24 protein-coding genes are annotated in these 25,358 nt (G+C 64.8%); 17 read left to right on the top strand and 7 right to left on the bottom strand.

Annotated features, from left to right (window positions below):
• Positions 1-22 precede the first annotated feature (22 nt).
• Positions 23-964, bottom strand: coding sequence for a CAF17-like 4Fe-4S cluster assembly/insertion protein YgfZ (ygfZ, locus tag KH389_RS21290; RefSeq protein WP_043862036.1), 942 nt, complete (start codon positions 962-964; stop codon positions 23-25).
• A gap of 134 nt (positions 965-1,098) precedes the next feature.
• On the opposite strand from ygfZ, the gene KH389_RS21285 reads away from it, so the two are divergent.
• The gene (locus KH389_RS21285) at positions 1,099-1,356 is read left to right on the top strand and encodes an FAD assembly factor SdhE (RefSeq protein WP_043862035.1); all 258 of its coding nucleotides are present in this window, start codon (positions 1,099-1,101) and stop codon (positions 1,354-1,356) included.
• Positions 1,340-1,792, top strand: coding sequence for a protein YgfX (locus KH389_RS21280; protein ID WP_213606194.1), 453 nt, complete (start codon positions 1,340-1,342; stop codon positions 1,790-1,792). The genes KH389_RS21285 and KH389_RS21280 overlap by 17 nt, the downstream gene beginning before the upstream one ends.
• Here the strand turns inward: KH389_RS21280 and nadB are convergent.
• On the bottom strand, positions 1,761-3,377 hold the full coding sequence (gene nadB / locus KH389_RS21275) for an L-aspartate oxidase (protein WP_054914774.1): 1,617 nt from the start codon (positions 3,375-3,377) through the stop codon (positions 1,761-1,763). The genes KH389_RS21280 and nadB overlap by 32 nt on opposite strands.
• Positions 3,378-3,826: 449 nt before the next feature.
• Here nadB and rpoE point away from each other — a divergent pair, with 449 nt between their 5' ends.
• The 4 genes from rpoE to KH389_RS21255 all read left to right on the top strand — a co-directional run bounded on the left by rpoE (position 3,827) and on the right by KH389_RS21255 (position 7,691).
• Entirely contained in the window at positions 3,827-4,408 is a 582-nt protein-coding gene (rpoE, locus tag KH389_RS21270; protein WP_010220971.1) for an RNA polymerase sigma factor RpoE/AlgU, read from the top strand.
• A 31-nt stretch (positions 4,409-4,439) separates the two neighbouring features.
• Positions 4,440-5,033 carry a sigma-E factor negative regulatory protein gene (locus tag KH389_RS21265; RefSeq protein WP_043862032.1) on the top strand — a complete coding sequence of 198 codons (594 nt, stop codon included), beginning with the start codon at positions 4,440-4,442 and terminating at the stop codon, positions 5,031-5,033.
• A 12-nt stretch (positions 5,034-5,045) separates the two neighbouring features.
• Positions 5,046-6,011 carry a MucB/RseB C-terminal domain-containing protein gene (locus KH389_RS21260; protein WP_213606193.1) on the top strand — a complete coding sequence of 322 codons (966 nt, stop codon included), beginning with the start codon at positions 5,046-5,048 and terminating at the stop codon, positions 6,009-6,011.
• Between the two features lie 300 nt (positions 6,012-6,311).
• Positions 6,312-7,691: a DegQ family serine endoprotease gene (locus KH389_RS21255; RefSeq protein WP_370409179.1), complete on the top strand. Its 1,380-nt coding sequence runs from the start codon at positions 6,312-6,314 to the stop codon at positions 7,689-7,691.
• 71 nt (positions 7,692-7,762) lie between these two features.
• Here KH389_RS21255 and KH389_RS21250 read toward each other — a convergent pair whose 3' ends face one another.
• Positions 7,763-9,046, bottom strand: coding sequence for a hypothetical protein (locus KH389_RS21250; RefSeq protein WP_213606191.1), 1,284 nt, complete (start codon positions 9,044-9,046; stop codon positions 7,763-7,765).
• 178 nt (positions 9,047-9,224) lie between these two features.
• On the opposite strand from KH389_RS21250, the gene lepA reads away from it, so the two are divergent.
• The 7 genes from lepA (at position 9,225) to pdxJ (ending at position 15,231) form a co-directional block, all read left to right on the top strand.
• Positions 9,225-11,024 (top strand): translation elongation factor 4, encoded by a 1,800-nt coding sequence (gene lepA, locus KH389_RS21245; protein ID WP_043862028.1) that lies wholly within the window; start codon positions 9,225-9,227, stop codon positions 11,022-11,024.
• A 5-nt stretch (positions 11,025-11,029) separates the two neighbouring features.
• Positions 11,030-11,884: a signal peptidase I gene (gene lepB / locus KH389_RS21240; RefSeq protein WP_043862027.1), complete on the top strand. Its 855-nt coding sequence runs from the start codon at positions 11,030-11,032 to the stop codon at positions 11,882-11,884.
• Positions 11,885-11,980: 96 nt separating this feature from the next.
• Positions 11,981-12,121: a hypothetical protein gene (locus KH389_RS21235; protein WP_156326207.1), complete on the top strand. Its 141-nt coding sequence runs from the start codon at positions 11,981-11,983 to the stop codon at positions 12,119-12,121.
• On the top strand, positions 12,118-12,807 hold the full coding sequence (gene rnc / locus KH389_RS21230) for a ribonuclease III (RefSeq protein WP_043862025.1): 690 nt from the start codon (positions 12,118-12,120) through the stop codon (positions 12,805-12,807). Before KH389_RS21235 ends, rnc begins: the two co-directional genes overlap by 4 nt.
• Positions 12,800-13,702: a GTPase Era gene (era, locus tag KH389_RS21225; RefSeq protein WP_043862024.1), complete on the top strand. Its 903-nt coding sequence runs from the start codon at positions 12,800-12,802 to the stop codon at positions 13,700-13,702. Before rnc ends, era begins: the two co-directional genes overlap by 8 nt.
• Before the next feature lie 57 nt (positions 13,703-13,759).
• Positions 13,760-14,443 carry a DNA repair protein RecO gene (recO, locus tag KH389_RS21220; RefSeq protein ID WP_043862023.1) on the top strand — a complete coding sequence of 228 codons (684 nt, stop codon included), beginning with the start codon at positions 13,760-13,762 and terminating at the stop codon, positions 14,441-14,443.
• Between the two features lie 44 nt (positions 14,444-14,487).
• Positions 14,488-15,231: a pyridoxine 5'-phosphate synthase gene (pdxJ, locus tag KH389_RS21215; protein WP_054914771.1), complete on the top strand. Its 744-nt coding sequence runs from the start codon at positions 14,488-14,490 to the stop codon at positions 15,229-15,231.
• A gap of 82 nt (positions 15,232-15,313) precedes the next feature.
• On the opposite strand, the gene KH389_RS21210 is transcribed toward pdxJ, so the two are convergent.
• Complete coding sequence (locus KH389_RS21210; RefSeq protein ID WP_213606189.1) at positions 15,314-16,693, bottom strand: heavy metal sensor histidine kinase; 1,380 nt, start codon at positions 16,691-16,693, stop codon at positions 15,314-15,316.
• Positions 16,690-17,364 carry a heavy metal response regulator transcription factor gene (locus KH389_RS21205; RefSeq protein ID WP_043862020.1) on the bottom strand — a complete coding sequence of 225 codons (675 nt, stop codon included), beginning with the start codon at positions 17,362-17,364 and terminating at the stop codon, positions 16,690-16,692. The genes KH389_RS21210 and KH389_RS21205 overlap by 4 nt, the downstream gene beginning before the upstream one ends.
• 191 nt (positions 17,365-17,555) lie before the next feature.
• Between KH389_RS21205 and KH389_RS21200 the strand changes: the two genes are divergently transcribed.
• The 4 genes from KH389_RS21200 to KH389_RS21185 all read left to right on the top strand — a co-directional run bounded on the left by KH389_RS21200 (position 17,556) and on the right by KH389_RS21185 (position 23,491).
• A complete protein-coding gene (locus tag KH389_RS21200) occupies positions 17,556-18,806 on the top strand; it encodes a TolC family protein (RefSeq protein WP_213606187.1) in 1,251 nt (416 codons plus the stop codon).
• A 27-nt stretch (positions 18,807-18,833) separates the two neighbouring features.
• Complete coding sequence (locus tag KH389_RS21195; protein ID WP_058540949.1) at positions 18,834-20,054, top strand: efflux RND transporter periplasmic adaptor subunit; 1,221 nt, start codon at positions 18,834-18,836, stop codon at positions 20,052-20,054.
• A 19-nt stretch (positions 20,055-20,073) separates the two neighbouring features.
• Positions 20,074-23,226, top strand: coding sequence for a CusA/CzcA family heavy metal efflux RND transporter (locus tag KH389_RS21190; protein ID WP_043862017.1), 3,153 nt, complete (start codon positions 20,074-20,076; stop codon positions 23,224-23,226).
• Between the two features lie 70 nt (positions 23,227-23,296).
• Positions 23,297-23,491, top strand: coding sequence for a co-regulatory protein PtrA N-terminal domain-containing protein (locus KH389_RS21185; protein WP_058540951.1), 195 nt, complete (start codon positions 23,297-23,299; stop codon positions 23,489-23,491).
• A gap of 71 nt (positions 23,492-23,562) precedes the next feature.
• Here the strand turns inward: KH389_RS21185 and cmoB are convergent, their stop codons facing one another.
• A complete protein-coding gene (cmoB, locus tag KH389_RS21180) occupies positions 23,563-24,519 on the bottom strand; it encodes a tRNA 5-methoxyuridine(34)/uridine 5-oxyacetic acid(34) synthase CmoB (protein ID WP_043862015.1) in 957 nt (318 codons plus the stop codon).
• A complete protein-coding gene (gene cmoA, locus KH389_RS21175; protein WP_173925038.1) occupies positions 24,516-25,295 on the bottom strand; it encodes a carboxy-S-adenosyl-L-methionine synthase CmoA in 780 nt (259 codons plus the stop codon). Before cmoA ends, cmoB begins: the two co-directional genes overlap by 4 nt.
• Positions 25,296-25,358: the final 63 nt, after the last annotated feature.

Here is a 25,358-nt window from a genome sequence, read left to right as displayed (position 1 = left end):
ACACGCGGCGGGGCAGGTGGGCTCAGCGCTGGATTTCGCGATCGCGGTCCAGTTCGTAAGGCAGGCTCAGCAGTTCCAGGCGCGGGCCCTCGGGGCTGCCCAGGTGCAGGTTGTCGTCTGCTACCGCATCGGCAGTCAGCACCGCCAGCAGCTCGCTGCCCTGCGCGCTCGTGGCGGCCAGCACCACCTCACCCACCGATGAGGCATGGGTAGGGGAGAACACCTCGGTGCCAGGGGCCGGAGCAGTACCCTCGGCCAGGGCCAGGCGATACAGGCGACGCTTGAGCTTGCCCAGGTACTGCATGCGCGCGACGATTTCCTGCCCGGTATAGCAACCCTTCTTGAAGCTGACGCCACCCACGGCCTGCAGGTTGATCATCTGCGGGATGAACAGTTCGCGGGTCTGGGCCATCACCTGGCCGATACCGGCGCGGATCTGCCCCAGCAGCCAGGCGTCCAGCGGGCCTTCGTCGAGGTGCTCGGCCAGTTGCTCGCGTACGGCTGCGGCCTGTTCGGCCGGTACCCACAGTTCGGTGCGGCCCGGCGATACGGCAATTGCGAACAGGGGGTCGTGCCGGCTGATGGCGCCATCTTGCGTCGGCGGCTCGATGCCCAGCGCCTGCAACGCCTTGTCGCCATGCTGCAGGCCGAAGCGCGCCCAGGCACTGCTCTCGTCGGTGAGCTTGGCCTTGGAGAACACGGCGTACTTCTTCAGGTCGGCCAGTTGCGGCTCGAGCAGTTCGTGGGTCATTGCCAGCACGAAGCCGTCGGCGTGGGGCACGATGCGAAAGCTCGACTGCATGCGCCCTTTGACCATGCAGCGCGCGCCGAGGCTGGAGGTGTGCTCGTCGAGGTAATTGATGTTGCAGGTCAGTTGACCTTGCAGAAACTTGCCGGCGTCAGAGCCGCGGACGGCGAGGACGCCCTCGTGGGACAGGGGGCAGAAAAAAGCGGAGTCGGCCATGGGTCTTCGCAGGTAATCAGGACTGGGGGTCATCATAGAGTGCTGTCGGCAAAATAGGTAGCCGACCTAGACCAACGCCTTGTGCCGTTCACAGGCTCGGCCTGTATACTGGCGGCCAATTTGAGGAGGGCTCCATGGTCGTCGAACAATCTGAACTCAACCGGCTCTTCTGGCATAGCCGCCGCGGCATGCTGGAGCTGGACGTGCTGCTGGTGCCGTTTACCCAGGAGGTGTACAGCACCTTGAACGACGTCGACCGCGCGCTCTATGTCCGGCTGCTGACCTGTGAAGACCAGGACATGTTCGGCTGGTTCATGGAACGCAGCGAGTCCGACGACCCTGAGCTGCAGCGCATGGTGCGCATGATCCTGGACCGTGTCCAGCCCAAGTGACCGCTTCGAGTGTCGCTGGCAGGGCTCGAGGGCCCTGCTGGCGGCCTACCTCGCATGCCAGTTGCTGGCGCTGATCGCGCTGTGCCTGCTGGCCATTTCGCTATACATGACCCTGCTTGGCCTGGCGCTTTGCCTGGCACACGCAGCCTGGGTCGTGCCCCGGCATATCCTGCTTACCCACCCGCGTGCCGTCACCGGCCTTCGCCGTGATCCTTCTGGCTGGCACCTGTTCAGCGCGACCACGGGCTGGCAGCAGGTGCAACTGCGCCGCGACAGCCTCGCCTTGCCCGCCCTGGTAGTGCTGCGTTATCGCCGGCCGGGGCGGCTGTTCAGCCAGAGCCAGTGCATCGCCCCCGATGCGCTGGAACCGGTGCTGCACCGGCGCCTGCGCTTGCGGTTGAAGTTCAGTCGGCGTAGGTGGGCGGCCGTAGAATAGTGTCCAGAGCTTCGGGCAGCATGTCCGGGTAGTCCAGGGTGTAGTGCAGGCCCCGGCTTTCCTTGCGCTGCATGGCCGAGCGGATCATCAGCTCCGCTACCTGGGCAAGGTTCCTCAGCTCGATCAGGTCGCGGCTGACCTTGTAGTTGCTGTAGAACTCGTCGATTTCGTCCAGCAGCAGCCGTACCCGGTGCTGGGCGCGCTGCAGGCGTTTGCTGGTGCGCACGATGCCGACGTAGTCCCACATGAACCGGCGCAGCTCGTCCCAGTTGTGCGCAATGATCACATCTTCGTCCGAATCGGTGACCTGGCTGGCATCCCAGCAGGGCAGGGCCTGGGGCATGGCCACGCTGTCGAGCCTGGCGAGGATGTCGGCTGCCGCCGAGCGGCCGTAGACGAAACATTCGAGCAGCGAGTTGCTGGCCATGCGGTTGGCACCGTGCAGGCCGGTGAAGCTGGTTTCGCCAATGGCATAGAGCCCCGGTACGTCGGTCTGGCCGTGGTCGTCGACCATCACGCCGCCACAGGTGTAGTGCGCCGCCGGTACCACCGGGATCGGCTGGGTGGTGATGTCGATACCGAAGGTGAGGCAGCGTTCGTACACGGTCGGGAAGTGGCTTTTGACGAACTCCGCAGGCTTGTGGCTGATGTCCAGGTACACGCAGTCGACGCCCAGGCGCTTCATCTCATGGTCGATGGCGCGGGCCACGATGTCGCGCGGGGCGAGTTCGGCGCGCGGGTCGAAGCGCGGCATGAAGCGCTCGCCGTTGGGCAGCTTGAGCAGGGCGCCTTCACCGCGCAGTGCTTCTGTGATCAGGAAGCTCTTGGCCTGCGGGTGGTACAGGCAGGTGGGGTGGAACTGGTTGAACTCCAGGTTCGCCACCCGGCAGCCGGCGCGCCAGGCCATGGCGATCCCGTCGCCGCAGGCGCCGTCCGGGTTGCTGGTATAGAGGTAGACCTTGGCCGCCCCGCCGGTGGCCAGCGCGGTGAAGCGGGCGCCAAAGGTGTCGACCTCGCCGCTGGCACGGTTGAGCACATAGGCTCCCAGGCAGCGCTCGCCGGCCTGGCCCAGGCGCCGTTCGGTGATCAGGTCGACCGCCACGCGCTGTTCCAGAAGCTCGATGTTCGGGCGCTGGCGGGCCTGCTCCAGCAACGTGGTGAAAATCGCCGCGCCAGTGGCGTCGGCCGCGTGGATGATGCGCCGGTGGCTGTGGCCGCCCTCGCGGGTCAGGTGGAACTCGAAGCCGCGTTCATCGACGCCGGCCTGTTCGTCACGGGTAAACGGCACGCCCTGGTCGATCAGCCACTGGATCGCCTCGCGACTGTGCTCGACCGTATAGCGCACCGCGTCTTCATGACACAGCCCGCCGCCGGCATTGAGCGTATCCTCCACGTGGGACTGTACCGTGTCGGTGTCGTCGAGCACGGCGGCAACACCGCCCTGTGCCCAGAAGGTCGAGCCGTTGGCCAGCTCGCCTTTGCTCAGTACGGCGATGCGCAGGTGCGCCGGGAGGTTCAGGGCCAGGCTCAGGCCGGCGGCACCGCTGCCGATCACCAGAACGTCATGTTGGAATTGTTGGCTCATGTCAGGGATATCCGAGCGAGGCGACCACTAGTATAAGGACGGGGGTATCGGCACAATAGTCAGGTGTTTATGGCATTGTGAAACTATCGTGAAACGGGCTGGGTTGCCTTTATAACAGCCTCGAGGGCCTGATTTCCATGACGTGCGGTGCGACCTGATGCTTGCATGTGGGAACTTTCCTGGAACCCTGCCTATCCATAGAAGGTTGCCTGCATGCCAGGACGCGGCGGCGACGGGAGGCCTGGGGCTGATATCGGCTCTGCCTGCGTACACGAGACCAGAATATTGACGCAGCCGGCCGTGACCGTGCTGCGTTTTTCGTGCGAGCCGTTCAAGGGCCGCAGGAAACTTGCTTGGAGGGGAGAACTTTTGCGAAAAGCCCGAGTCTATGGTTGCAAGCCTGAACGATGGCCGCTGCAGCACTCCTCCAGGTCCACCGAGGAGTGTTCATGCTAACCCAGGAAGAGGATCAGCAGCTTGTCGAGCGCGTGCAGCGTGGCGACAGGCGAGCGTTTGATCTGTTGGTGCTGAAGTATCAGCACAAGATTCTCGGGTTGATCGTGCGTTTTGTGCACGACACCCATGAAGCCCAGGATGTGGCACAGGAAGCGTTCATCAAGGCTTACCGTGCGCTTGGCAATTTCCGTGGCGACAGTGCGTTTTATACCTGGCTGTACCGCATTGCGATCAACACGGCGAAAAACTATCTGGTATCCCGCGGTCGACGGCCGCCAGACAGTGATGTCAGTTCCGAGGATGCGGAATTTTACGATGGCGATCATGGCCTCAAGGATCTCGAGTCACCAGAGCGCGCGCTGTTACGAGATGAAATCGAGGGCACCGTCCACCGAACCATCCAGCAGCTGCCAGAAGATTTGCGTACGGCGTTAACTTTACGTGAATTCGATGGTCTGAGTTACGAGGACATTGCGAGCGTCATGCAGTGTCCGGTGGGTACCGTGCGCTCTCGAATTTTCCGCGCTCGGGAGGCCATAGATAAAGCCCTGCAGCCGTTGTTGCAGGAAACCTGAGACAGCGGCGACAGCCAAGAGAGGAACCGCCATGAGTCGTGAAGCTTTGCAGGAATCGCTGTCCGCGGTGATGGATAACGAAGCGGACGAACTGGAGTTGCGTCGGGTATTGAATGCCGTCGACGACAATGAAACCCGTGCCACCTGGTCGCGTTACCAGGTTGCCCGAGCAGCGATGCACAAGGAACTGCTGCTGCCAAAACTGGATATCGCCGCCGCGGTCAGTGCCGCACTGGCTGACGAAGCCACGCCGGTCAAGGTTGCCCGTGGTCCATGGCGCAGCCTGGGTCGTCTGGCTGTTGCAGCTTCGGTGACCGTTGCAGTACTGGCAGGTGTGCGCCTGTACAACCAGGACGACATCAGCGGTGCCCAACTGGCTGCCCAGCAGCCTGTGCAGCAAGGCGTGACCGTACCTCAGGTACAAGGCCCGGCAGTACTGGCAGGCTACACCGAGAGTGCCGAACAGCCGACCGGCCCGATGGCCAATGGCGTGCTGCAAGGTCAAAGCGGCTGGCAGGACGAACGTCTGCCGGGCTACCTGCGCCAGCATGCTCAGGAAGCCGCCGTGGAAGGGACTGAAAGTGCTCTGCCTTATGCCCGTGCGGCCAGCCTGGAAAATCGCTGAGTAAGGAGGATCATGCGCGCGCCAACTCTACTACCGCTCTTGCTCGGAGGATGTCTGTCGGTGCCGGCCCTGGCCGCCAACTCCTCCACTGATGCCGCAGACTGGCTCAACCGTCTGGCCAAGGCCGAGCAGCAGCAGAGTTATCAGGGTACTTTCGTCTACGAGCGTAACGGCAGCTTTTCCACCCATGACATCTGGCATCGGGTGCAGGAAGGCAAGGTTCGTGAACGCTTGTTGCAACTCGATGGCCCAGCCCTTGAGGTTGTGCGGGTAGATGGACGTACCCAGTGCGTGAGCGGCGCCCTGGCCCGAGGAGTGGGCAATGCGGCGCAGTCTTCGCCCCGTGTCCTGGACCCCTTGAAGCTGATGAACTGGTACGACCTGAGTGTGGCAGGGCGCTCCCGGGTGGCCGGTCGCGAGGTCGAGATCATCACCCTCAGGCCGCGCGATCAGCATCGTTATGCCTTCGAGCTGCACCTGGATCGACAGTCGGGGTTGCCCCTCAAGTCGTTGCTGCTCAACGACAAGGAGCAACTGCTGGAGCGCTTCCAGTTCACCCGGTTGGAGACCGACAAGGCGCCGGACGATGCCCAACTGCAGCCCAGCAGCAACTGCAAGCCGGTGGCCCAGGCCACTCAGCAGGTTGCCGAGGCCGCATCGGGATGGCGTTCCGACTGGTTGCCACCGGGCTTCGAGTTGGTCAACAGCGCGGTACGCAAGGATCCGGAGCACAAGAGCACCGTCAGCAGCCTGATGTACGATGATGGCCTGGCACGCTTCTCGGTGTTCCTGGAGCCGGTTGCAGGCAATTCGGGCATCGACGCCCGTACCCAGCTTGGCCCGACGGTCGCGGTTTCGCGCCGGCTGACCACGCCCAAGGGGGATGTGGTGGTCACGGTGGTAGGGGAGATCCCCATCGGTACGGCCGAGCGGGTCGCCTTGTCGATGCGCGCCCAAGACGCCCACGCCAGCCAATGACGAGCCACAAGTAATGCGTTGATGATCGATGGGCCGCCAAGGCGTTGACATGATTCGTAAGCCTTCGAATTTGCAAAATTCTCCAGATTTATCTATAGGTCAGTTCTTTCGGGGGCTGGCCTTTACTGCTGTTGCAGCATCAACAATGCCGATCCACCGAGCCTGGTCGCAGCCTTTCGAGGATGTTGCCGGGCTTTGTGCGTTGGCTGGTCCCTACTGCTTAACCACGCTCGTTGTGACGGGAGCCGTATGTCAATACCTCGCTTGAAATCCTATCTGTCGCTGTTCGCCGCCGTGCTCATGCTCGGGCAGGTGCTCAACGCCCAGGCCGAAGCCCTGCCTGATTTCACCACCCTGGTCGAGCAGGCCTCGCCGGCGGTGGTCAACATCAGTACCAAGCAGAAGCTGCCTGATCGCAAGTATGCTGCGGGTCAGATGCCAGACCTCGAAGGCCTGCCGCCGATGTTCCGCGAGTTCTTCGAGCGCAACATGCCGCAAGCCCCGCGCTCACCCCGTGGCGATCGTCAGCGCGAGGCCCAGTCGCTGGGGTCGGGCTTCATCATTTCGGCCGACGGCTACATCCTCACCAACAACCACGTGGTGGCCGATGCCGATGAAATCATCGTGCGCCTGTCCGACCGTAGCGAACTGCAGGCCAAGCTGGTCGGCACCGACCCGCGTACCGACGTGGCATTGCTGAAGGTCGATGGCAAGAACCTGCCCACGGTCAAGCTGGGCGACTCCGAGAAACTCAAGGTGGGCGAGTGGGTACTGGCCATCGGTTCGCCGTTCGGCTTCGATCACTCGGTGACCAAGGGTATCGTCAGCGCCAAGGGCCGCACCCTGCCCAACGACACCTACGTGCCGTTCATCCAGACCGACGTTGCGATCAACCCGGGTAACTCCGGTGGCCCGCTGTTCAACATGAATGGCGAAGTGGTCGGCATCAACTCGCAGATCTTCACCCGCTCGGGTGGCTTCATGGGCCTGTCGTTCGCTATTCCGATCGATGTTGCACTGGATGTTTCCAACCAGCTGAAAAAGGACGGCAAGGTCAGCCGTGGCTGGCTGGGCGTGGTGATCCAGGAGGTCAACAAGGACCTGGCCGAATCCTTCGGCCTGGACAAACCGGCCGGCGCGCTGGTGGCCCAGGTGCTGGAAGATGGTCCGGCAGCCAAGGGCGGCCTGCAGGTGGGCGACGTGATCCTGAGCATGAACGGTCAGCCGATCGTCATGTCGGCTGACCTGCCGCACCTGGTCGGTGGCCTGAAAGATGGCGCCAAGGCCAAGCTGGAGATCATCCGCAACGGCAAGCGCCAGAACCTGGACGTGACCATCGGTGCACTGCCCGATGAAGATCAGGACGTGACCACCGGTGCCAATGGCGGCGTCGAGCGCAGCAGCAACCGCCTGGGCGTATCGGTAGCCGACCTGACTGCAGAGCAGAAAAAGACTCTGGAGCTCAAGGGCGGCGTGGTCATCAAGGAAGTGCAGGATGGTCCGGCCGCGATGATCGGCCTGCGTCCCGGTGACGTCATCAGCCACCTGAACAACCAGGCCATCCTTTCGGCGAAGAACTTCACCGAAATCGCCAAGGAACTGCCGAAGAACCGTTCGGTGTCGATGCGCGTGCTGCGTCAGGGCCGTGCCAGTTTCATCACCTTCAAGCTGGCCGAGTAAGGCCTGACCGAGAAGGTCGCGGTAAGAAAAAGCCCGACGCCGATGCGTCGGGCTTTTTCATGGGCGCGCAGTCAATTGCGAAAGCGTGCCAGAAGACCGGAGAAACCCCATGCGTGCTGGCTGTTCAAGCCAAGCAGTGTGGCGGCGGGCGTCATTGCGACGGCGATCATCTTTCTGTCCTTGGGGTAGTCCTGGAAGGCGATACCTTGGTTGCCAAAGGCAGTATCCAGTCGGCCATGGACTGTATAGCGGGCACGGTAGATGCGCTGACCGCCCAGGCCAAACACCACCAGCTTGCCGTCCTGGTGCAGCGCTGCGGCTTCCCATTCGTCTTCGGTGTGCGTGTTGAAGGTCAGCACCGTCGGGTTGCCGTGGTTATAGGTCGCGTCCCTCACACCTTCGGCATCGAATTGCCAAGTCATGGCGTTGGTGTCTTCGGGGCGCTCGCCGGGCAGGTTCCCCGCGACGATCAGGTGGCCATCGGGGCGTTGAATCAGCGTGTTGAAGCGGATGTTGGCGTTTCGACGCGGAGCAAGCCAGCGGAGCCAGCGCGGCAACCAGCGCAGCCAGCGCGACAGCGGGGATTCATACAGCTTGAAACCGTATCGGTCGCCAAAGGACGGGTCGGGTGTGCCGTCGTTTCTGAAGCGTGCGATGAAGCCTCGGGTCTCAGGCCCGTTGCGCAAGGTTCCGGCAACGAGAAATGTACTTTCCTGCGCAATGACATTGGCGATCTGCACCGTCCCGGAAGGATGCGTGATCTCGATGAACTGACCGCTCGGGAAACCGGCATTGCCGGCAAGATCCAGTCGATAGACGCAAGCATGGGTAGCCAGCCAATCCGACTCCAGCGTAGCACTGGCGAGCAGGTGTCCGGCCCGCAGCTGGAGTGACGTGGAATGCAGCTTCAGATGAAGGCTGTTGTCCTGATCCAGGGCAAGGTAACCGTGGGGGGAGGCATAGCTGGTGTCCAGCGCGCCCTGCGCGTCGAAACGTGCCACCACCAGTCTGTGGGGCTTGCCGGCGCTGTTCACCCATCCCAGCATCCATATCTTCGCGTTGGCATCGACGACGATGGCTTCCGCGCCCGATTCGGCCACCGGGTCGAATGTTCCGAACACTATCCCTTTGTTGCCGAACGTCGGGTCCAGATCACCTTTATCATCGAAGCGAAGCAAGGTATAGCGGGACTGCTCGTGGTCCCCGGTCAGGCCACACACGGTGATTGTGTCATCGTGTATTGCCACATCAGTGATGAAACGATCGGTGTCCGCAATTTGCGGTAGGGAGCGCTCGCCGTTGTCACCAAAGCTCGTATCGGGGCTTCCGGGGACTGCTGGTTGAACATGTGCCATGGCCATTTCTCCGTCTGGTGCCCTATATTCGGGTCTGCGCGAGCGGCCATCTACTGACAGAAATATCAGGCACCATGAAACTGGAGGGGCGGGCGTGGCGGCTGGCCCCTTCATAAGGTACAATTCCCGGCTATTTTTCGGCGGGCGTTCGCCCCGCAGCCTTTTTGAGTGTTGACCCGTGAGTGATTTGAGTCATATCCGCAATTTCTCCATCATCGCCCACATTGACCATGGCAAGTCGACCCTGGCCGACCGTTTCATCCAGATGTGCGGTGGCCTCACCGCGCGCGAGATGGAAGCGCAGGTACTTGACTCCATGGACCTCGAGCGCGAGCGCGGGATCACCATCAAAGCCCATAGCGTTACCCTGTATTACAAGGCGAACGACGGCATCACCTACCAGCTGAACTTCATCGACACCCCCGGCCACGTCGACTTCACCTATGAAGTCAGCCGTTCGCTGGCCGCCTGCGAAGGCGCGCTGCTGGTGGTCGATGCCGGCCAGGGCGTGGAGGCCCAGTCGGTCGCCAACTGCTACACCGCCATCGAGCAGGGCCTGGAGGTCATGCCGGTACTGAACAAGATGGACCTGCCCCAGGCCGATCCGGACCGCGTCAAGGACGAGATCGAGAAGATCATCGGCATCGACGCCACCGACGCCGTGGCCTGCAGTGCCAAGAGCGGCATGGGCGTGGACGAGGTGCTCGAGCGCCTGGTGCAGACCATTCCGGCCCCTACCGGCGACATCGATGCACCGCTGCAGGCGCTGATCATCGACTCCTGGTTCGACAACTACCTGGGCGTCGTGTCCCTGGTGCGCGTGCGCCATGGCCGGGTCAAGAAGGGCGACAAGATTCTGGTCAAGTCCACCGGCAAGGTGCACCTGGTCGACAGCGTGGGCGTGTTCAACCCCAAGCACACCGCCACCGCCGACCTCAAGGCCGGCGAAGTGGGCTTCATCATCGCCAGCATCAAGGACATTCACGGTGCACCGGTCGGTGACACCCTGACCCTCAGCTCCACGCCCGACGTGGAAGTGCTGCCAGGCTTCAAACGTATCCAGCCCCAGGTATATGCCGGCCTGTTCCCAGTCAGTTCCGAAGATTTCGAAGATTTTCGTGACGCGCTGCAAAAGCTGACCCTGAACGACTCGTCGCTGCAGTACCTGCCTGAGAGCTCCGACGCACTGGGCTTCGGCTTCCGTTGCGGCTTCCTCGGCATGCTGCACATGGAGATCATCCAGGAGCGCCTGGAGCGCGAGTACGACCTGGACCTGATCACCACCGCGCCGAGCGTGATCTTCGAGGTCAAGCTCAAGACCGGTGAAACCATCTACGTCGACAACCCGTCCAAGCTGCCGGACGTGTCGTCGGTGGAAGACTTCCGCGAGCCGATCGTGGCCGCCACCATCCTCGTGCCGCAGGAGCACCTGGGCAACGTCATCACCCTGTGCATCGAGAAGCGTGGCGTACAGCGCGACATGCAGTTCCTCGGTTCCCAGGTGCAGGTGCGCTACGACCTGCCGATGAACGAAGTGGTACTGGACTTCTTCGACCGCCTCAAATCCACCAGCCGCGGCTATGCTTCGCTGGATTACCATTTCGACCGGTATCAGTCGGCCAACCTGGTCAAGCTCGATGTACTGATCAACGGCGACAAGGTCGATGCCCTGGCATTGATCGTGCACCGTGACAATGCGCACTACAAAGGCCGCGCGTTGACCGAGAAGATGAAGGAACTGATCCCGCGGCAGATGTTCGATGTGGCAATCCAGGCCGCCATTGGCGGGCAGATTGTGGCGCGTACCACTGTCAAGGCGCTCAGAAAGAACGTACTGGCCAAATGCTACGGTGGCGACGTTAGCCGTAAGCGCAAGCTGTTGGAAAAGCAGAAAGCCGGTAAGAAACGCATGAAACAGGTGGGCAACGTGGAAATTCCACAGGAAGCCTTCCTCGCCGTGCTCAGGTTGGATAGCTAGGTCCTATGTCACTAAATTTCCCGCTGTTGCTAGTCATCGCCGTTGCCGTGTGTGGACTGCTGGCCCTGATCGATCTGCTGTTCCTGGCCCCGCGCCGGCGCACGGCGATCAACACCTATCAGGGCAGCGTCAGCCAGCCCGAGATGGCGGTGGTCGAGCAGTTGAACAAGGAGCCGTTGCTGGTCGAGTACGGCAAATCGTTCTTCCCGGTGCTGTTCATCGTGCTGGTGCTGCGCTCGTTCTTGGTCGAGCCGTTCCAGATCCCTTCGGGGTCGATGAAGCCGACCCTGGAAGTGGGCGACTTCATCCTGGTGAACAAGTTCTCCTACGGCATCCGCCTGCCGGTGATCGACAAGAAGGTCATCGAGGTCGGTGACCCGCAGCGTGGCGATGTGATGGTGTTCCGCTACCCGAGCGACCCGAACGTCAACTACATCAAGCGTGTGGTCGGCCTGCCGGGCGACCAGGTGCGCTACACCAGCGACAAGCGTCTGTTCGTCAACGGCCAGCCGATTGCCGAGCAACTGGTCGGCAGCGAGCCGGGCACCCTGGGCAGCGCCGAGCTGTACAAGGAGAAGCTGGGCGAGGCCGAGCACCTGATCCGCAAGGAGATGAGCCGCTATCGCATGCCGCCGGACCAGCAGTGGGTGGTGCCTGCCGGGCACTACTTCATGATGGGCGACAACCGCGACAACTCCAACGACAGTCGCTACTGGGATGACCCCAACATTCCCAAGGAGCTGCTGGGCATGGTTCCCGACAAGAACATCGTCGGCAAGGCCTTCGCCATCTGGATGAGCTGGCCAGAGCCCAAGCTCAGCCACTTCCCGAGCCTTTCGCGGGTTGGCCTGATCAAGTAACACCCTAACGGCGCTGTCCTTCGACAGCGCCGAATGCTTTTCTGGCATAGGCTGTACAAGGGCGTCCACAAGACGCGCCCCGGCCGGACGTCAGGCATGAACAAAACCGTCTTTCAGGATTTGCATTTGAACAACGCGTTAACCCCGTCGGCTTCGAGCCGGACAGAACTGTGTGAGCCCGGCGCCCTGGCGCCGCTGCTGAAAATCGACCACGAACAGCGCGTGGGTACACTGTGAGCGTTTCCTTGAGCCGCCTCGAGCGCCAGCTCGGCTACACCTTCAAGAACCAGGAGCTGATGCTGCTGGCCCTCACGCATCGCAGCTTTGCCGGCCGCAACAACGAACGGCTGGAGTTCCTTGGTGATGCGATCCTCAACTTCGTCGCCGGCGAGGCCCTGTTCGAGCGCTTCCCCCAGGCCCGCGAGGGCCAGCTGTCGCGCCTGCGCGCCCGCCTGGTCAAGGGTGAAACCCTGGCCGTGCTGGCCCGCGGTTTCGACCTGGGCGAGTACCTGCGCCTGGGCTCGGGCGAGCTGAAAAGCGGCGGGTTCCGGCGCGAGTCGATCCTGGCCGATGCCCTCGAGGCGCTGATCGGTGCGATCTACCTGGACTCGGACATGCACACCGCACGCGATCGCGTGCTGGCATGGCTGGCCGGTGAGTTCGAGAGCCTGACCCTGGTCGACACCAACAAGGACCCGAAAACCCGCCTGCAGGAGTTTCTGCAGTCGCGGGCCTGCGAACTGCCCCGCTACGAAGTGGTGGATATCCAGGGTGAACCCCATTGCCGGACGTTTTTCGTCGAATGCGAAGTGACCCTGTTGACTGAAAAAAGCCGAGGGCAGGGCGTGAGCCGGCGTATCGCCGAGCAGGTCGCGGCCGCCGCAGCACTGATCGCCCTGGGCGTGGAGAATGGCAATGACTGAACAGAACACTACCCGTTGCGGCTACGTGGCCATCGTCGGCCGCCCCAACGTGGGCAAGTCGACGCTGCTCAACCACATCCTCGGGCAGAAGCTCGCGATCACCTCGCGCAAGCCGCAGACCACCCGCCACAACATGCTCGGTATCAAGACCGAAGGTGATGTGCAGGCGGTGTACGTCGATACCCCCGGCATGCACAAGGGCAACGAGAAGGCGCTCAACCGTTACATGAACCGTACCGCCTCGGCGGCGTTGAAAGACGTCGACGTGGTGATCTTCGTGGTCGATCGCACCAAGTGGACCGACGAGGACCAACTGGTGCTCGAGCGCGTGCAGTACGTGCAGGGCCCGGTGATCCTGGCCATCAACAAGACCGACCGCATCGAGGACAAGGCCGAGCTGATGCCGCACCTGCAATGGCTGCAGGAGCAACTGCCCAACGCCGAGATCGTGCCGGTCTCGGCGCAGCACGGGCACAACCTCGATGCCCTCGAAGCACTGATTGCCAAGCACCTGCCGGAAAACGAGCACTTCTTCCCCGAAGACCAGATCACCGACCGCAGCAGCCGCTTCCTGGCTGCCGAACTGGTACGCGAGAAGATCATGCGCCAGCTCGGCGCCGAGCTGCCATACCAGATCACCGTCGAGATCGAGGAATTCAAGCAGCAGGGCAACGTGCTGCATATCCATGCACTGATCCTGGTCGAGCGTGACGGCCAGAAGAAGATCATCATTGGCGACAAGGGCGAGCGCATCAAGCGCATCGGCACCGAGGCGCGCAAGGACATGGAGCTGCTGTTCGACGCCAAGGTCATGCTGAACCTGTGGGTCAAGGTCAAGGGTGGCTGGTCCGACGACGAGCGCGCCCTGCGTTCGCTGGGCTACGGCGACCTCTGAATGCCCTGGCCCGACACCGGCCGGTGTCGGGCCCACCTCTTCGTGAAGCGCTGAATCATGGACATGCCAGACGGCCAACCGGCCTTCGTGCTGCACAGCCGGGCGTACCGTGAAACCAGTGCGCTGGTCGACTTCCTTACCCCCCAGGGGCGCCTGCGCGCCGTGCTGCGTCGTGCGCGCGGCAAGGCCGGCAGCCTTGCGCGTCCGTTTGTGCCGCTGGAGGTGCAGTTCCATGGGCGCGGCGAGCTCAAGAATGTCGGTCGCATGGACAGCGCAGGCGTGGCGGTCTGGCTCAACGGCGACGCGCTGTTCAGCGGGCTGTACCTCAATGAGCTGCTGATTCGCCTGCTTCAGGCCGAAGACCCGCACCCGGTGATGTTCGAGCAGTACGCTGCCACCTTGCAGGCACTGGGTGCGGGGCGCCCGCTGGAGCCGTTGCTGCGTGCCTTCGAATGGCGCCTGCTGGACGAGCTGGGCTATGGCTTTGCGCTTGAGCACGACATCAATGGCGATCCTCTGGTGGCCGATGGCCTGTACCGCCTGCAGGTGGACGCGGGCCTGGAGCGGGTGTACCTGGTGCAGCCAGGCTTGTTCAGTGGCGCGCACCTGCTGGCCATGGCCGAGGCCGAGTGGTCGATGCCGGGCGCGCTGGGCGCGGCCAAGCGCCTGATGCGCCAGGCGCTGGCGGTGCACCTGGGCGGGCGCCCGCTGGTCAGCCGGGAACTGTTTCGCAAGCCTTGATCACGACGTATGCTGTGAGGCTCAATTTTCAGGAGAGTCTCTTCGTGACCACCAGCAACCGCATCCTCCTTGGCGTGAACATCGACCACGTGGCGACCCTGCGCCAGGCCCGTGGCACGCGATATCCGGACCCGGTCAAGGCCGCGCTGGACGCCGAAGAGGCGGGTGCCGACGGCATCACCGTGCACTTGCGCGAAGACCGCCGGCATATCCAGGACCGTGACGTGCTGGTACTGAGCGAGGTGCTGCAGACGCGCATGAACTTCGAGATGGGCGTCACCGAAGAGATGATGCAGTTTGCCGAGCGCATTCGCCCGGCGCACATCTGCCTGGTGCCCGAGACACGCCAGGAACTGACCACCGAAGGTGGCCTGGACGTGGCGGGGCAGGAGGCGCGGATCAAGGCGGCGGTGGAGCGCCTGTCGCGCCTGGGGTCGGAGGTGTCGTTGTTCATCGATGCCGACGAGCGCCAGATCGAGGCCTCGCGCCGCGTCGGCGCGCCGGCGATCGAACTGCACACCGGGCGTTACGCCGATGCGCAGACCCCGGCCGAGGTGGCCGAAGAGCTCCAGCGCGTGGCCGATGGCGTGGCCTTCGGCCTGGCTCAGGGGCTGATCGTGAATGCCGGGCATGGCCTGCACTACCACAACGTCGAGCCGGTGGCGGCGATCAAGGGCATCAACGAACTGAACATCGGCCATGCACTGGTGGCCCATGCGTTGTTCGTGGGCTTCAAGGGTGCGGTCAGCGAGATGAAACAGCTGATTCTGGCAGCCAGCAACCGCTGAATGCGTCGTGACCTTCGCCGGCAAGGCCGGCTCCTACAGGCGCTGCGATTCCTGTAGGAGCCGGCCTCGCCGGCGAAACCGCCTAGCCAAATATCAGACTGAACCGCGTAGGCCCCTGCGCCGCGCTGGTCACCTCCACCTGCCCACCATGCACCTGCATGATCGACTGCACGATGGCCAGCCCCAGCCCCGTGCCGCCCTCCACCCGCGAGCGCCCGCAGCCCACCCGGTAGAACCGCTCGAACAGGTGCGGCCAGTGCACCGCCTCGATCCCCGGCCCCTCGTTGCGCACCCAGCATTGCACGCCCCGTACGCTCTGCTCGATGCCGATTTCCACCAGGCGGCCCTCGGGGCTGTGGCGAATTGCATTGCTCAACAGGTTCGACAGCGCCCGCTGCAGCATCAGCCGGTCGCCCTGCACCGTGCCCCAGCCGCTGACCTTCAGGGTGATCGCCTTGCATTCGGCGCTCAGCGCGAACAGCTCCACCACCCGTTGCGCCTCGTCGGCCAGTGCCACCGGCTTCAACGCCAGTTGCTGACGCGGCGCGTCCACCTGGGCCAGGAACAGCATGTCGGTGATGATCCGGTTCAGGCGCGTCAGCTCCTCGATGCTGTCCTCCAGCGCCACCCGGTAATCCTGCGCCGAGCGCACCCGTGACAAGGTCACCTGGGCCCTGCCCATCAGGTTGCTGATCGGCGTGCGCAGTTCGTGCGCCAGGTCATCGGAAAACTGCGACAGACGCTGCACGCCGCCATCCAGCCGGTCGAGCATCACGTTGATGCCGCGTGCCAGGGCACTCAGTTCCTGGGGCAGCTTGTCCTCGGGCAGGCGGTGGCTCAGCTCCTGCGCCGACACCTGGGCGGCAATCCGCCGGAACCTGCGCAGCGGCAGCAGACCACGCTGCACCAGCTTCCAGGCGGCAATGCCGATCAGCAGCAACAGCAGTGGCAACGCCAGCAACGTCGAACGCAGGTAGGCCTGCAGCAGGCCGAGGTCGTCGGCCCGGTTCAGCGTCAGCAGTACCCGCACCGGGGTGCCGTCACGCAGGGTCATCAGGCGCGCGGCGGTCATCAGGCGGGCCTCGGCGCTGTCCTGCCATTCGCTGTAGCCCAGCGCCGTCCCGGCCGCGATACGCCGCAGCGGCTCGGCCTCCACTGCAGGCCCCAGGCTCAACAGGGCCGGGTGGCGTCCGGTCTGGGCGATGATGTTCAGGCTCAGGTCGTCGTGGCCCATCACCAGGTCGAGCAGGGGGTGGGCGCGCGAGCCCAGGTCGCTGGCCTTCAGGTCCACCCCCAGGCTGTGCTCGATCTGCTCCATCTTGCGTGCCAGCACCTTGCGGGCGCGGTTGTCCAGTTCGTGGTCCAGCGCCAGTACCGCCAGGCTCGCCAGCAGCAGCACCAGCGCCGCGCCCATCAGGCTGACGCTCAGGCCCAGGCGCAACGACAGTCGTGCCGGTTTCATTCGCGCGCTTCCAGCACATAGCCCACGCCGCGCAGGGTGTGGATCAGCTTGTCCTCGAAGGGGTCGTCGATCTTGGCCCGCAGGCGCCGGATCGACACCTCCACCACGTTGGTGTCGCAATCGAAGTTCATGTCCCACACCAGCGAGATGATCTGCGTGCGCGACAGCACCTCGCCGCTCTGGCGCATCAGCAGGTGCAGCAGGGCGAACTCCTTGGCCGTCAGGTCGATACGCTGGTTGCGCCGGTAGGCGCGGTGGCGGCTGGGGTCCAGCTCAAGGTCGGCGACCCTGAGCGTGGCCGGCGCCAGGTTCTGCTCGCTGCGCCGCAACAGGCTGCGAATGCGTGCCAGCAGTTCGGGAAACTCGAACGGCTTGAGCAGGTAATCGTCGGCGCCCAGGTCCAGGCCCTTGACCCGATCCGAGAGCCGGCCGTGGGCGGTCAGCATCATGATACGGGTCGAGGACTCCGCCCGCAGGCGTTGCAGCACGCTCCAGCCGTCGAGCTGCGGCAGGTTGACGTCGAGGATGACCAGGTCGTAGGCGTGCTGGCGGGCCAGGTGCAGGCCGTCAATGCCGGTGGCGGCGCAGTCGACGATGTAGCCGTTCTCGCTCAGGCCCTGCTGCAGGTACTCGGCGGTACGGACTTCGTCTTCGATGATCAATAGGCGCATGGGGTACTCGCGGCGTGCAAAACGGCAATTCTCAACCCTTGAGTCACTTCAGGGTCAAGGCGTGTCGCGCATGGTAAGCCAAGCCGGTCCTGAGCGGCGCTGGATAACAGATTTGTAATCCTGGGGTCATGTTGACGATAAAGCCCGCTCCCTAAAGTGCCCGCTTCGAAATGGGCGCGGGGGATTCACGCATGACGTGCAGGCACAGGCTTCATCCACAGCGCGTGGCGCGGCTGGCGGCGCTGGCCGGGGTGCTGCTGGGGCTTTCGACAGCGCTGCAGGCGAGCGTGCTGACACTTGATGCCGCCTTGCGCACCGCGCAGGACAACAACCCCGAGCTTGCCGCGGCGCGCTGGGGCACCGAGATCGCCCTGGGCGAACGCAACCAGGCCGGCCTGCTGCCCAACCCGGAGTTGAGCTGGGAGCAGGAAGATACCCGCCGCGGCTCGCAGACCACCACCGTCAGCCTCAGCCAGCGCCTGGAACTGGGCGGCAAGCGTGGTGCGCGGGTGGAGGTGGCCCAGCGCGAGCAGGCCCTGGCGGCGCTGGAACTGGAACGCCAGGGCAATGCCTTGCGCGCCGAGGTGCTGGCTGCGTTTCATGCCGCCGTGCAGGCCCAGGAACGGCTGCAACTGGCCGAGCAGTCGCTGCGCCTGACCGAGCGAGGCCTGCAGGTGGTGCAGGGGCGGGTGCGGGCCGGCAACGCTTCCCCCATCGAAGCCACCCGCGCGCAGGTGCAGGTGTCCGAGATGCGCCTGGAACGAGGCCGTGCGCAGCAGGCCGTGGTCGTGGCCTATCAGCAGCTGGCCAGCGTGACGGGGGCGCCGCAGGCGGGGTTCGAGCGGGTGGCAGGCATGCCGTCCGACGCCCTGACCCCAGCCGAGGGCGACACGCTGCTTGCCCGCCTCGAGCGCACGGCCGAGCTGCGCCTGGCCCGCCTGCAGATCGAGCAGCGCGAGGCTGACCTGGGGCTGGCTCGCAGCCAGCGCATCCCCGACCTCACCGTCAGCCTGGGTAGCCAGTACAGCGAGGCCGACCGCGAGCGCATCAATGTGGTCGGGGTGTCGATACCGCTGCCCTTGTTCGATCGCAACCAGGGCAATGTGCTGGCGGCGGCGCGGCGTGCCGATCAGGCCCGCGACCTGCGCAACGGCGCCGAACTGCGGGTGCGCAGCGAAGTGGTGCAGGCGCTGGCGCAGTGGCAGGTGGCTGCGGGCGAGGTACAGGCCTTCGACCGCTCGATACTGCCGGCGGCGCAGCAGGCGGTGGACGCCGCCACGCGGGGTTTCGAGCGCGGCAAGTTCAGCTTTCTCGAGGTGCTCGACGCCCAGCGCACGCTGGTGGCGGCGCGCACCCAATACCTGGCGGCGCAGGCCCAGGGCAGCGATGCGCGAGTCCGCCTGGAACGACTTTTCGGCGACCTGGCCACCGCCAGCCGCTGACCCCCGACGATTTGCCGAGGAATGTGCATGAACAGCAAAACCATCACGCTGGTGGCCGTCACCCTGACCCTGGGCGTTGGCCTGGGGGTTGTGCTGGGTCACCAGATGAATGCGCCGCAGGCCTCCCACGCGGCGCATGCCGAGGCGGGCCATGGCGATGAGGAAAAGGGCCATGGCGACGACGCCCATGGCGAGGAAGGCCATGGCGAAGAACAGCAGGAGGGCCACCTGACCCTGAGCGACGAGCAGATCCAGGTGGCCGGTATCGAGCTGGCCACCGTGGCCCCGCGCACCTTGAGCCGCAGCCTCGGCCTGCCGGGCGAGATCCGCTTCGACGAGGACCGTACCGCGCACCTGGTGCCGCGTGCGGCCGGGGTGGTGGAATCGGTGGCCGTGGTGCTCGGCCAGCAGGTCAAGGCCGGGCAACTGCTGGCGGTGATCGCCAGCCCGCAGATCTCCGAGCAGCGCAGCGAGCTGGCGGCCAGCCAGCGGCGACTGGAACTGGCGCGCGGCACCTTCGCCCGCGAGAAAGACCTGTGGCAGGAGGGCATCTCTGCCGAACAGGACTACCTGCAGGCGCGCCAGGCCCTGCAGGAAGCCGAGATCGCCGCCACCAATGCCCGGCAGAAGATCAGCGCGCTGAGTGGCAGCGTGGTGCTGGCCGGCGGCAACCGCTATGAGCTGCGTGCACCGTTTGACGGGCAGGTGGTGGAAAAGCACCTGGTGCCGGGCGAAGTGGTCAGCGAGAGCAGTGCGGCCTTCACCTTGTCCGACCTGTCGCGGGTGTGGGCAACCTTTGGCGTGGCCCCGCGTGACCTGGCCAGGCTGCGCGTCGGCATGCCGGTGACGGTGCTGGCCAGTGAACTGGGCGAGCAGGCCAGCGGCACGGTCAGCCATGTGGGCAGCCTGCTCGGCGAGCAGACCCGCACCGCCACCGTGCGGGTCACCCTGGACAACCCTCGCGGCGCCTGGCGCCCCGGCCTGTTCGTGGCGGTGCGGGTGCCTACCGAACGCCTGGACGAGGCGCTGGCGGTACCGGAGGCCGCGCTGCAGACCCTCGAAGAGCAGCCCACCGTGTTCGTGCGCAGTGCAGAGGGCTTCACCGCCCAGGTGGTGACCCCGGGTGTGGTGGCCGACGGCTTCGTGCAGATCAAGGCGGGCCTGCAGGCCGGCCAGCAGGTGGCGGCACAGGGCAGCTTCATCCTCAAGTCGGAGCTGGGCAAAGCCAGCGCCGAGCATTCCCACTGAGCCCCCACGAGTACTCCTCATGTTCGAACGGATCATTCAATTTGCCATCGAGCAGCGCTTGATCGTGATGCTCGCGGTGCTGCTGATGGCCGGGCTGGGGCTGGCCAGCTACCAGAAGCTGCCGATCGATGCGGTGCCCGACATCACCAACGTGCAGGTGCAGATCAACACCTCGGCGGCGGGCTTTTCACCGCTGGAAACCGAACAGCGCATCACTTTCGCCATCGAGACCGCCATGGCCGGCCTGCCGGGCCTGGAGCAGACCCGTTCGCTGTCGCGCTCGGGGCTGTCGCAGGTGACGGTGATCTTCGACGAGGGCACCGACCTGTTCTTCGCCCGGCAACTGGTCAACGAGCGCCTGCAACAGGCGCGCGGGCAGTTGCCCGACGGCGTCGAGGCGGCCATGGGGCCGATCTCCACCGGCCTGGGCGAGATCTTCCTGTGGACCGTGGAAGCCGCGCCGGATGCGCGCAAGGCCGACGGCAGCGAGTACACGCCCACCGACCTGCGCGAGATCCAGGACTGGATCATCAAGCCGCAGTTGCGCAACGTGCGCGGTGTGGCCGAGATCAACAGCATCGGCGGCTACGCCAAGGAGTACCAGATTGCCCCCGACCTCAGGCGCCTGGCCGCCTACAAGCTGACCCTGGGCGACCTGCTGACGGCCCTGGAGCGCAACAACGCCAACGTCGGTGCCGGCTACATCGAGCGCCGTGGCGAGCAACTGCTGATTCGTGCGCCGGGGCAACTGGCAGGCATCGACGACATTGCCAACATCGTGCTGGCCACTGTCGACGGCACCTCGATTCGCGTGCGCGATGTCGCCCAGGTGGGCATCGGCCGCGAACTGCGCAGCGGCGCGGCTACCGAAAATGGCCGTGAGGTGGTGCTGGGCACCGTGTTCATGCTGGTCGGCGAGAACAGCCGCACCGTGTCGCGGGCAGTGGCCGACAAGCTGGCGCAGATCAACCGCACGCTGCCGGCGGGTGTCAGCGCGGTCACGGTGTACGACCGCACCGACCTGGTCGACAAGGCCATCGCCACGGTGAAGAAGAACCTGGTGGAAGGTGCAATCCTGGTGATCGCGGTGCTGTTCCTGTTTCTGGGCAACATCCGCGCCGCGCTGATCACCGCCATGGTGATTCCGCTGTCGATGCTGTTCACCTTCACCGGCATGTTCGGCAACAAGGTCAGTGCCAACCTGATGAGCCTGGGTGCGCTGGACTTCGGCATCATCGTCGATGGCGCGGTGGTGATCGTGGAGAACGCGATCCGCCGCCTGGCCCACGCCCAGCAGCACCATGGCCGCCTGCTGACCCGCTCCGAGCGCCTGCACGAAGTGTTCAATGCCGCCCGCGAGGCGCGCCGCCCGCTGATCTTCGGCCAGTTGATCATCATGGTGGTGTACCTGCCGATCTTTGCCCTGAGCGGGGTGGAGGGCAAGATGTTCCACCCCATGGCCTTCACCGTGGTGATCGCCCTGCTGGGAGCGATGCTGCTCTCGGTGACCTTCGTGCCGGCGGCCATCGCGCTGTTCGTCACCGGCAAGGTCAAGGAAGAGGAAAACCTGCTGATGCGCAGCGCCAAGGCCGGCTATGCGCCGCTATTGCGCTGGGTGATGGGGCACCGTGGGCTGGCGTTTTCCCTGGCCGGGGCGTCGGTGCTGCTGTGCGCGGTGCTGGCCGGGCGCATGGGCAGCGAGTTCGTGCCCAGCCTCAGCGAAGGCGATTTCGCCCTGCAGGCGCTGCGGGTGCCGGGCACCAGCCTGAGCCAGTCGGTGCAATTGCAGCAGCGCCTGGAGGAGAGTGTGGTCAGCCAGGTGCCGGAGGTGCAGCGCGTATTTGCGCGCACCGGCACCGCCGAGATCGCCGCCGACCCGATGCCGCCGAACATCTCCGACAGTTACGTGATGCTCAAGCCGCAGGCGCAGTGGCCCGACCCCGGCAAGTCGCGCGAGCAACTGATCGCCGATATCCAGCGCGCGGCGGCGCGGGTGCCGGGTAGCAACTACGAGCTGTCGCAGCCGATTCAACTGCGCTTCAACGAGCTGATTTCCGGGGTGCGCAGCGATGTGGCGGTCAAGGTCTTCGGCGACGACATGACGGTGCTCAACCGCACGGCAGCACAGATTGCCGCAACCTTGCAGGCGGTGCCGGGGGCATCGGAGGTCAAGGTCGAGCAGACCTCGGGCCTGCCGGTGCTGACCATCGAGGTCGACCGCGACAAGGCTGCACGCTACGGGCTCAACGTCGGCGATGTGCAGGACACCATCGCCGTGGCCGTGGGCGGCCGCCAGGCCGGCACGCTGTACGAGGGCGACCGGCGTTTCGACATGGTGGTGCGCCTCTCGGACGATGTGCGTACCGATATCGAAGGCTTGTCGCAGCTGCTGATTCCGGTACCGGCCAGTGCGGGCAGCGACGGCGGTATCGGCTTCATCAGCCTGGCCGAGGTGGCCAGCCTGGCGCTGGTGCAGGGGCCCAACCAGGTGAGCCGCGAAGACGGCAAGCGCCTGGTGGTGGTCAGCGCCAACGTGCGTGGCCGCGACATCGGTTCGTTCGTGGCCGAGGCCGGCGAGCGCATCGATACGCAGGTGGAAGTGCCGCCTGGCTACTGGACGCGTTGGGGCGGTCAGTTCGAGCAGCTGCAATCGGCGGCCAAGCGCCTGCAGGTGGTGGTGCCGGTGGCATTGCTGCTGGTGTTCGGGCTGCTGTTCATGATGTTCAACAGCGTCAGGGACGGCCTGCTGGTGTTCACCGGCATCCCGTTCGCGCTGACCGGCGGGGTGGTGGCGCTGTGGCTGCGCGACATTCCATTGTCGATTTCGGCGGGGGTGGGCTTCATCGCCCTGTCGGGGGTGGCGGTGCTCAACGGGCTGGTGATGATCGCCTTCATCCGCAGCCTGCGCGAGCAGGGCCGGCCGCTGCGCGTGGCCATCGACGAAGGTGCGCTGACGCGTCTGCGGCCGGTGCTGATGACCGCGTTGGTGGCGTCGCTGGGGTTCATTCCGATGGCACTGGCCACTGGCACCGGTGCCGAGGTGCAGCGCCCGCTGGCCACCGTGGTGATCGGCGGCATCCTCTCGTCCACCGCGTTGACCCTGCTGGTGCTGCCGGCCCTGTACCACTGGGCGCACCGCAAGGAGGAGGAGCACAATCTTGCAGCACTGTAATGTGCGGCTCACCTTGGCGTTAGCTTGGGCTGCTTATGATCGGTTCGAATCCAATCATGAGGGAAGGTCGATGAACCTGAGCAAGTACGCACTGATCGCCGCGTTGCTGCTGGGCAGCAGCGCGGCAATGGCCGAAGGCGGCGCCGAGCGCACCAAGGCGTTCTGGGCCGAGTTTCGCAAGAGCCAGGAGCGGGTGCATGGGGAGGGCAGGAAGGAGGTAGCGCAGAAGAAGGAGCAGGTGCAGCAGCAGGTGGTGAAGGACTGACGCACGCCGTGTTCGCAAGGGCCTCTGCGCCGGCAAGGCCGGCTCCTGCAGGCGAAGAGGCCCCCTTCTGATTACTTGCGCGCCACCAGCACCGCCCGCCTGGGTGCCGGCAGGCCTTCGACGGTTCGGGTCGGGTCGGTAGGGTCGAGGAAGTCGCTCAGCGACTGGTAGCGCATCCAGTCGGTGCTGCGTTGTTCCTCGACGCTGGTCACGCTCACATCCACGCAGCGCACATCGCTGAAGCCGGCGCGACGCAACCAGCGCTCCAGTGCCGGCACCGAGGGCAGGAACCATACATTGCGCATCTGCGCATAGCGGTCTTCAGGCACCAGCACCTGATGCTCGTCACCCTCGACCACCAGGGTTTCCAACACCAGTTCGCCCCCCTTGACCAGGCAGTCCTTGAGCGCCAGCAAATGCTCGATCGGCGAGCGGCGGTGGTAGAACACCCCCATCGAGAACACCGTGTCGAAACCTTCCAGGTTGGCCGGCAGGTCTTCCAGGGCGAACGGCAAGTGCCAGGCGGGAAGGTCCGGCAGGTAACGCTGCACGGCCTGGAACTGGCAGAAGAACAACCAGTTGGGGTCCACGCCGATCACGCTGTCGGCGCCGGCGCCGAGCATGCGCCATTGGTAGTAGCCGTTGCCACAGCCCACATCCAGCACGCGTTTACCGCGCAGGTCCAGGTGCGGCGCGACCCGTGACCACTTCCAGTCCGAACGCCATTCGGTGTCCACGTGCACGCCGAACAGGTCGAACGGGCCCTTGCGCCAGGGCGACAGGCCCATCAGCGCGGTGCGCACCTGTGCGCGGGTGGCGTCGTCGCAGTCGCTGTCCAGGCGCAGGCCGTGCAGCAGGTCGACCTGGCTGGGCTCCAGGGCCGGCAGCGCATCCAGCGCGCTTTGCCAGCGCTCCAGGTCGCCATGGCCCTTTTCCAGCTTGGCATCGAGTTGCGCCTGCAGGCCTTGAGCCCAGTGCGCCAATGGGGTGCCCGCCATGCGGCGGACCAGGGGAGTCAGATCGATCATGGCAGGGCAATCAGCGAGGCGAAGTTCAGGCACTGGAACCACGGCACCACCTGCGAGAAACCGGCTGCCAGCAGGCGCTGACGGTGTTCCTCGAGGCTGTCGGGTTTCATCACGTTTTCGATGGCACTGCGCTTCTGGGCAATTTCCAGTTCGCTGTAGCCGTTGGCGCGTTTGAAGGCCACGTGCAGATCGGTGAGCAGGGCCTGTTGCTGCGGGTCGGCAAAGCGCAGCTTCTCCGACAGGATCAGTGCGCCGCCAGGCACCAGGCACTGGCGAATGCGGCCAAGCAGGGCCAGGCGTGCCTGCGGCTCGATGAACTGCAGGGTGAAGTTCAGCGCCACCACCGACGCCGGCTGCAGGTCCAGCGCGGTGATGTCGGCCTCGATCACCTGCACCGGCAGCAACTCCTGGTGCATCGCGTCCTGGTGGCTGAGGTATTCGCGGCAGCGCTCGACCATGGCCGGGGAGTTGTCTACCGCCAGCACCTTGCAGCCCTCGCTGCGTACATGTCGGCGCATCGCCTGGGTCACCGCACCGAGCGAGCTGCCCAGGTCGTACAGCAGGGTATCGGGCTGGGCGAACTGGGCAGCCAGCACGCCGATGTTCTCGACGATCGTCGGGTAGCCGGGCACCGAGCGCTTGATCATGTCGGGGAAAACCCGCACGACATCTTCGTTGAAGGTGAAATCGGGGACCTGCGCCAGCGGGGTGGCGAACAGGCGATCGGGCTCTTTGCTCACGGGCAATCCAGGCGTTCGGCGGTAAAGGGCCGGCATTTTAGCCAATGTTGCAACAGGATGCATGGCCGACTGACCGGCGCGGCTGGCCGCTGCATTCCA

The sequence above is a fragment of the Pseudomonas qingdaonensis genome, assembly GCF_018398475.1.
Classification (GTDB): Bacteria; Pseudomonadota; Gammaproteobacteria; order Pseudomonadales; family Pseudomonadaceae; genus Aquipseudomonas; species Aquipseudomonas palmensis.
Note: the sequence above shows the minus strand (reverse complement) of the source record. Positions and strands in the feature narration are given on the sequence as shown.